We start from the raw sequence: 7,599 nt of genomic DNA, 5'->3' as shown, positions 1-7,599 counted from the left end.
CAACCTGATCAGTGGACGCCTCGCGCCTGACTGCGGTCAAGTTTTGCTCAATGGCGATCGTATTGACGGCAAAAAGCCGCATGAGATCAACCGCAAGGGTCTGTCGCGCAGTTTTCAGGTGAGCAACCTGTTTCCCAATCTCAGCGTGTTCGACAACCTGCGCTGCGGTGTGCTCTGGAGCCTGGGCTACAAGTACACGTTTTTGAAATTTCTGGTCGACCTGGACGATGCGCGTGAGCGGGTCGAGGCCTTGTTGAAGCTGCTGCATCTGGAGCGGCAGCGCGACACTCTGGCCATGCACCTGAGTTACGCCGAACAGCGCGCGCTGGAGGTGGGCATCACCATTGCAGGCGGTGCCAGCGTGATTTTGCTGGACGAGCCCACCGCCGGCATGAGCCAGTCCGAGACCAGCCGATTCGTTCACCTGATCAGGGCCGCCACCGAGGGCAAAACCCTGCTGATGGTGGAGCACGACATGGGCGTGGTGTTTGACCTGGCCGACCGGATTGCGGTGCTGGTCTATGGCGAATTGCTGGCTTTTGACACCCCAAACGCGGTGCGGGCCAACGTGCAGGTGCAACAGGCTTACCTGGGCTCGGCATCGCAACAAGCAGGGGCTTTGTGATGCTGAAGGTTGAGCAGCTGCACGCCTTCTACGGGAAAAGCCATGTGTTGCATGGCGTGTCGCTGCAGGTGGGGGCGGGCGAAATTGTGGCACTGCTGGGGCGCAACGGCTCGGGCCGCTCCACCACCGCCAAAGCCATCATGGGGCTGGTGGATGCTCGGGGGTCGGTGCTTTGGCGCGACCGGCAGATGCTGGGCAAAAAAACCTTCGAGCTGGCCCAGTCGGGCTTGGGTTATGTGCCGGAGAGCCGGGACATTTTCCCCACGCTCACGGTGGAACAAAATCTGCTGCTGGGGCAGAAACGCCGGCGAGCGGACGGGCGCTGGTCCCAGGGCGATCTGTATGCTTTGTTCCCGCAGCTGAAGGCGCGCCAGCATACGGCGGCAGGCGTGCTGTCAGGCGGCGAGCAGCAGATGCTGACGCTGAGCCGCAGCCTGATGGGCGACCCCGACCTGCTCATCATTGACGAGCCCACGGAGGGCCTGGCCCCCCAGGTGGTCACGCTGGTGGGGCAGTTCCTCACGCTCCTCAGGGCGCGCGGCGTCGCGGTGCTGTTGATCGAGCAAAAGCTCAGCCTGGCGCTGAACTTGTCCGACCGCTGCTACGTGATGGGGCACGGCAGCGTGGTGTTTGACGGCACCCCGCCGCAGTTGCGCCAGGCCAGCGCCATTCGCAAGGAATGGCTGGAGGTTTGAACCGCTGGCCTCGGGTGCTCAAACGGCTGCGCCAGCCAATATCGCGTTAAAGGTGGCGCTGGGGCGCATTACCGCATTGACTTTTTGCTTGTCGGCCAAAAAGTAGCCACCAATATCGGCAGGCTTGCCCTGGACGGCCTTGAACTCGTCCATGATTTTCTGTTCGTTGTCGGCCAGCGCTTTGGCCAAGGGCGCGAACTGGCTTTGCAACTCCTTGTCCTGCGTCTGCGCTGCCAGTTCCTGGGCCCAGTACATGGCCAGGTAGAACTGGCTGCCGCGATTGTCCAACTGGCCGGTCTTGGGTGAAGGGCCCTTGTTGTTGTCCAGCAGTTTTCCGGTGGCAGCGTCCAGCGTCTTGGACAGGATCTTGGCCTTTTCGTTGCCGTTTTTCAGGCCCAGATCTTCCAGGCTGACGGCCAGTGCGAGGTATTCACCCAGCGAGTCCCAGCGCAGGTGGTTTTCTTCCACCAGTTGTTGCACATGCTTGGGCGCCGAGCCACCGGCACCGGTTTCGTACATGCCGCCGCCGGCCATCAACGGCACGATGGACAGCATCTTGGCGCTGGTGCCGAGTTCCATGATGGGGAACAGGTCGGTCAGGTAGTCGCGCAGGATGTTGCCGGTCACCGAGATGGTGTCAAGGCCGCGGATGGCGCGCTCCATCGAGTAACGAATGGCGCGCACCTGCGACATGATCTGGATGTCCAGGCCGCTGGTGTCGTGGTCCAGCAAATAGGTCTTGACCTTTTTGATCATCTCGTTTTCGTGCGGACGATACGGGTCGAGCCAGAACACCGCGGGCATGCCGGAGTTGCGCGCGCGCGTGACGGCCAGCTTGACCCAGTCGCGAATGGCGGCGTCCTTGGCCTGGCACATGCGCCAGATGTCGCCCTCTTCCACGTTCTGCGACAACAGCACTTCGCCAGTGGCCAGGTCGGTGATGTTGGCCACGCCGTCTTCGGCGATCTCGAAGGTCTTGTCGTGCGAGCCATATTCTTCGGCTTGCTGGGCCATCAGGCCCACGTTGGGCACGGTGCCCATGGTCTTGGGGTCGAAGTTGCCGTTCCATTTGCAGAAGTTGATCATCTCCTGGTAGATGCGGGCAAAGGTGCTCTCGGGCATCACGGCCTTGACGTCTTTCAGGCGGCCGTCGGCACCCCACATCTTGCCGCCGTTGCGGATCATGGCCGGCATGGAGGCGTCCACGATGATGTCGTTGGGCGAGTGAAAGTTGGTGATGCCCTTGGCCGAGTCCACCATCGCCAGTTCGGGGCGGTGCTCGTGGCAGGCGTGCAGGTCCTTGATGATTTCCTCGCGCTGCGACTGTGGCAGCGTGGCGATCTTGTCGTACAGGTTGACCATGCCGTTGTTGACGTTCACGCCCAGTTCTTCAAACAGCTTGGCGTGTTTTTCAAACGCATCCTTGTAGAAGATCCGCACGCAGTGTCCAAACACGATGGGATGCGACACCTTCATCATGGTGGCCTTGACGTGCAGCGAGAACATCACGCCGGTTTTGTGGGCGTCCTCAATTTCTTTTTCGTAAAAAGCCAGCAGGGCCTTCTTGCTCATGAACATGCTGTCGATGATTTCGCCGTCCTTGAGCGACACCTTGGGTTTGAGCACGAGGGTCTTGCCGCTCTTGGTGACCAGTTCCATCTTCACGTCACGCGCTTTGTCAAGGGTCAAGGACTTTTCGCCGTGGTAGAAGTCGCCATGGTGCATGTGCGAGACGTGGGTGCGCGAGGCCTGGCTCCATTCGGCCATCGAGTGCGGGTGCTTGCGGGCAAATTCCTTGACAGCCCGGGGTGCGCGGCGGTCAGAGTTGCCTTCGCGCAGCACCGGGTTCACGGCGCTGCCGATGCACCGGGAGTAGCGGGCCTGAATGGCTTTTTCAGCCTCAGTCTTCGGATCTTCCGGGTAATCCGGGATGGCATAGCCCTTGGACTGCAGTTCCTTGATGCAGGCGACCAACTGCCCCACCGATGCGCTGATGTTGGGCAATTTGATGATGTTGGTGTCTGGCAGCAGCGTCAGTCGGCCGAGTTCCTTCAGGTTGTCCGGCACCTTTTGGGCCTCGGTCAGGAAGTCGGGAAACTCGCCCAGCACCCGAGCCGCCACCGAGATATCGGACTCGGCCACGTTGACACCCGCCGGCGCCGCGAAAGTGCGAATGACAGGCAGAAAAGCACACGTCGCCAGAAACGGCGCCTCGTCGGTCAGTGTGTAAATGATTTTGGATGCTTCAGTGGTCATGGTTTTCCTCTTTCTGATTTGACTAATTGACAATGGGTGACTGTATGCGATGGGCGCAGGGCTGAACGGGCTTTACGGCGGGGAAAGATTGATCAAAATCAAAGTATCGTTAATGCAGCTTGAGCCGTCGCGTGGTCACGCGCGGTGTGCCCAAAGTTCGCCGGCTCATTCTATTGGGTGCCGAAAATCCGGTCGCCAGCGTCGCCCAGGCCTGGCAGGATGTAGCCGTGGCTGTTGAGCTGACGGTCGATGGCGGCGGTAAAGATGGACACGTCAGGGTGGGCCTCGCGCAGCGCCTTGACGCCTTCGGGGCAGGTCAGCAGGCAGACGAACTTGATCGACTTTGGCTTCAAGGCCTTGATGCGCGCGATGGCGGCAATGGCCGAGTGACCGGTGGCGAGCATCGGGTCAACCACCACCACGTCGCGCTCGGGCATGTCCTTGGGCATCTTGAAGTAGTACTCGACCGCCTTCAGCGTCGCGGGGTCGCGGTACAGGCCGATGTGGCCCACGCGCGCGCCGGGCACCACGCTCAAAAAGCCGTCCAGAATGCCGGTGCCAGCGCGCAGGATCGACACCAGCGCCAGCTTCTTGCCGTCGATGACCCGGGCGGTCATGGTTTCGAGCGGGGTCTCGATCTCAACGTCTTGCATCGGCATGTCGCGCGTGACCTCATAGGCCATCAGCATCGACAACTCGTTGAGCAGCGTGCGAAAGCTGGTGGTGCTGGCGTTCTTGTCGCGCATGAGCGTGAGTTTGTGCTGCACCAGCGGGTGGTCGATGAGGTGGACCATCGGGTCTTGGGGGGTGGTCATGGGAGTGCTTTCAAAAATAATTAAGAAGATAATTTGCGCTGGGGAACCGATGTGGGCCCTACGCTGAACCCACCAAAGCCATCGATTTTTCAGCGCTTGGTGCCGCCAAAAATACCGCCCAACACGCCGCGGATGATCTGGCGACCCACTTCTCGGCCGATGGAACTGGCGGCACTCTTGAAAAGTTGCTCACCCGCCGAGGTGCGTCGGCCACCGCCACCGCCCAGCAGGCCGCCCAGACCCGAACTGATGCTGTCAAACATGCCCCCGCCTTGGGCTGCGGGCGCTGCATTGGCGTCGGCCGCTTTGCTGTCGGCCTGCGCGGCGCGCGCTGCTGCGTGGCCCTTTAGCTTTTCATGGGCCGATTCCCGGTCCATGGTTTTTTCGTAGACGCCAGCGACGATCGACTCTGCGAGCAGGCTTTGGCGCTGTGCGGCAGTGATCGGGCCGATCTGGCCGGCGGGCGGCAGCACATAGACGCGCTCGGTGGGGCTGGGCCGGCCTTTGGTGTCGAGAAAACTGATCAGGGCCTCGCCCACGCCGAGTTCGGTGATGGCCGCTGCCACGTCCAGCCCGGGGTTGGGGCGCATGGTGTCGGCTGCGCTCTTGACGGCTTTTTGGTCGCGCGGGGTAAAGGCGCGCAGCGCGTGCTGCACCCGGTTGCCCAACTGGGCCAGCACGCTGTCGGGAATGTCAAGCGGGTTTTGCGTTACAAAGTACACGCCCACGCCTTTGGAGCGCACCAGCCGCACCACCAACTCGATGCGCTCGATCAGCACCTTGGGCGCGTCGTTGAAGAGCAGGTGCGCCTCGTCAAAGAAAAACACCAGTTTGGGCTTGTCCAGGTCGCCCACTTCGGGCAGGTTCTCGAACAACTCGCTGAGCATCCACAGCAAAAAGGTGCTGTACAGGCGCGGTGAATTCATCAGCTTGTCGGCGGCCAGGATGTTGACCATGCCGCGCCCCTGGGCATCGGTTTGCATCAGGTCGTCGATGTTGAGCATGGGCTCGCCAAAGAATTTGTCGCCGCCTTGCGCCTCGATCTGCATCAGGCCGCGCTGGATGGCGCCAATGCTGGCGGCGCTGATGTTGCCGTATTCGGTGGTGAATTCGCGGGCGTTGTCACCTACCGTCTGGCACATGGCGCGCAGGTCTTTCATGTCGAGCAGCAGCAAACCATCGTCGTCGGCAATCTTGAACACCAGTTGCAGCACACCGGCCTGGGTCTCGTTGAGGTTGAGCATGCGCCCCAGCAGCAGCGGCCCGAGGTCGCTCACGGTGGCGCGCACCGGGTGGCCCTGCTCGCCAAACACGTCCCACAGCGTGGTCGGGAAGGCGGCAAATTCTGGGGTGGGGAGTTCGCGTTCGGCAATGATTTTTGCCAGTTTGGGGGTCGCCGCGCCGGGCTGGGAGATGCCGGTCAGGTCACCCTTGACGTCGGCCATGAAGACGGGCACGCCAAGTTTCGAAAAACCCTCGGCCAGGGTTTGCAGGGTGATGGTTTTGCCAGTGCCGGTGGCGCCGGTGATCAGGCCGTGGCGGTTGGCTTTGTCGGGTTGCAGAAGGCATTGAATCTGGCCGTGCTGGGCGATCAGGATGGGTTCTGGCATGTCGGGCTCCAAAAGTACAATCTAGGCAGTAGCGTAACGAACTTTTGAAGGATTTCACGTGGCAGGACACAGTAAATGGGCCAATATTCAGCACCGCAAAGGCCGTCAGGACGAAAAGCGCGGCAAGATCTGGACCCGCATCATTCGTGAAATCACGGTGGCGGCCCGCGCCGGCGGCGGCGATCTGGGCACCAACCCGCGCCTGCGCCTGGCGGTGGACCGGGCCAAGGGGGCCAATATGCCGGCCGACCGCGTCAAGTACAACATCGACAAGGCCACTGGCAGCGTCGAGGGCATCACCTACGAGGAAATTCGCTACGAAGGCTATGGCATTGGCGGCGCGGCCATCATTGTCGACACCATGACCGACAACAAGGTGCGCACCGTGGCCGAGGTGCGCCACGCCTTTGCCAAGTATGGCGGCAACATGGGCACCGAAGGCTCGGTGGCGTTCCAGTTCAAGCACTGCGGCCAGATCATTTTTGCCCCAGGCACCAGCGAAGACAAGGTGATGGAGGTGGCGCTGGAGTCGGGTGCCGAAGATGTGATCAGCGACGATGACGGCGCGATTGAGGTGATTACCGCTGTCGCCGACTTCGAGGTCGTCAAGAATGCGCTGGAAGCTGCCGGCCTGAAACCCGAGGTGGCCGAGGTCACCATGCGCGCCGAAAACCCGATTGAACTCACTGGCGACGAGGCCACCCGCATGCAAAAGCTGCTTGATGCCATTGAAGACCTGGACGATGTGCAAGGGGTCTACCACAACGCCGAACTGGATACCGAATGAAGATTCTGGTGATCGGCGGCGGTGGCCGTGAACACGCCCTGGCCTGGCGCTTGGTGCAATCGCCCAAAATCCACAAGATTTACCTGGCCCCCGGCAACGGTGGCACGGCGCAGGACGCCCGCTTTGAAAATGTGCCCATCACCGATGTGGACGAGCTGTGTGCCTGGGCGCTGGCGCAAAAAATTACCTTGACCGTGGTGGGGCCTGAAGTACCGTTGGCGGCGGGTGTGGTGGATGTCTTTCGCAACCATGGTCTGCGTATTTTTGGCCCAACCCAGGCTGCTGCGCAGTTGGAGAGTTCCAAGGCTTTTTCCAAGGCCTTCATGCAGCGGCACAATATTCCGACGGCAGAGTTTGAGACCTTCACCGACGCGGCAGCCGCCCACGCCTATGTTGACCAAAAGGGCGCGCCGATTGTGGTCAAGGCGGACGGACTGGCCGCTGGCAAGGGTGTGGTGGTAGCCACCACCCTCCTTGAGGCCCACCAGGCGGTGGACTTCATGCTGCTGGACAACACGTTGGGCGTGGTGCACAACGCAGGCCTTGATGGTGCGGCGGTGCCGCGGGTGGTCATAGAAGAATTTTTGCAGGGTGAGGAAGCCAGTTTTATTGTCATGGTGGACGGCAAAAACGTGCTGCCGCTGGCCACCAGCCAAGACCACAAACGCCTGCTTGATGGTGACCTGGGCCCCAACACTGGCGGCATGGGCGCTTATTCACCAGCCCCGGTGGTCACACCCGACGTGCACGCGCGGGCCATGCGCGACATCATTTTGCCGACTGTGCGCGGTATGGAAAAAGATGGCATTCC

7 protein-coding genes are annotated in these 7,599 nt (G+C 61.3%); 4 read left to right on the top strand and 3 right to left on the bottom strand.

Features of this window, described 5'->3' with window-relative positions:
• Positions 1-625: ATP-binding cassette domain-containing protein (locus GPS82_RS12540; RefSeq protein ID WP_296495228.1), on the top strand; the 625-nt coding region annotated here is incomplete at its 5' end.
• Positions 625-1,320, top strand: coding sequence for an ABC transporter ATP-binding protein (locus GPS82_RS12535; RefSeq protein ID WP_296495226.1), 696 nt, complete (start codon positions 625-627; stop codon positions 1,318-1,320). The genes GPS82_RS12540 and GPS82_RS12535, both read left to right, overlap by 1 nt.
• A gap of 18 nt (positions 1,321-1,338) precedes the next feature.
• Here GPS82_RS12535 and GPS82_RS12530 read toward each other — a convergent pair whose 3' ends face one another.
• From GPS82_RS12530 to GPS82_RS12520, 3 genes are all read right to left on the bottom strand, one after another.
• Positions 1,339-3,576, bottom strand: coding sequence for an NADP-dependent isocitrate dehydrogenase (locus tag GPS82_RS12530; protein WP_296495224.1), 2,238 nt, complete (start codon positions 3,574-3,576; stop codon positions 1,339-1,341).
• Between the two features lie 170 nt (positions 3,577-3,746).
• Positions 3,747-4,391: a uracil phosphoribosyltransferase gene (upp, locus tag GPS82_RS12525; protein ID WP_296495221.1), complete on the bottom strand. Its 645-nt coding sequence runs from the start codon at positions 4,389-4,391 to the stop codon at positions 3,747-3,749.
• 89 nt (positions 4,392-4,480) lie between these two features.
• On the bottom strand, positions 4,481-6,001 hold the full coding sequence (locus GPS82_RS12520) for a helicase HerA-like domain-containing protein (protein ID WP_296495219.1): 1,521 nt from the start codon (positions 5,999-6,001) through the stop codon (positions 4,481-4,483).
• Between the two features lie 58 nt (positions 6,002-6,059).
• On the opposite strand from GPS82_RS12520, the gene GPS82_RS12515 reads away from it, so the two are divergent.
• Complete coding sequence (locus tag GPS82_RS12515) at positions 6,060-6,788, top strand: YebC/PmpR family DNA-binding transcriptional regulator (RefSeq protein WP_296495217.1); 729 nt, start codon at positions 6,060-6,062, stop codon at positions 6,786-6,788.
• Positions 6,785-7,599, top strand: an 815-nt coding sequence (gene purD / locus GPS82_RS12510) for a phosphoribosylamine--glycine ligase (protein ID WP_296495215.1), incomplete at its 3' end; no start/stop codon positions are given. The genes GPS82_RS12515 and purD, both read left to right, overlap by 4 nt.

The organism is Rhodoferax sp. (genome assembly GCF_011391645.1).
GTDB lineage: Bacteria > Pseudomonadota > Gammaproteobacteria > Burkholderiales > Burkholderiaceae_C > Rhodoferax.
Note: the sequence above shows the minus strand (reverse complement) of the source record. Positions and strands in the feature narration are given on the sequence as shown.

Bases quoted from the DNA above. Each gene is read 5' to 3' on its own strand.
- GPS82_RS12535 (WP_296495226.1), top strand. From the start codon at position 625: ATGCTGAAGGTTGAGCAGCTGCACGCCTTCTACGGGAAAAGCCATGTG.
- GPS82_RS12530 (WP_296495224.1), bottom strand. From the start codon at position 3,576: ATGACCACTGAAGCATCCAAAATCATTTACACACTGACCGACGAGGCG.
- upp (WP_296495221.1), bottom strand. From the start codon at position 4,391: ATGACCACCCCCCAAGACCCGATGGTCCACCTCATCGACCACCCGCTG.
- GPS82_RS12520 (WP_296495219.1), bottom strand. From the start codon at position 6,001: ATGCCAGAACCCATCCTGATCGCCCAGCACGGCCAGATTCAATGCCTT.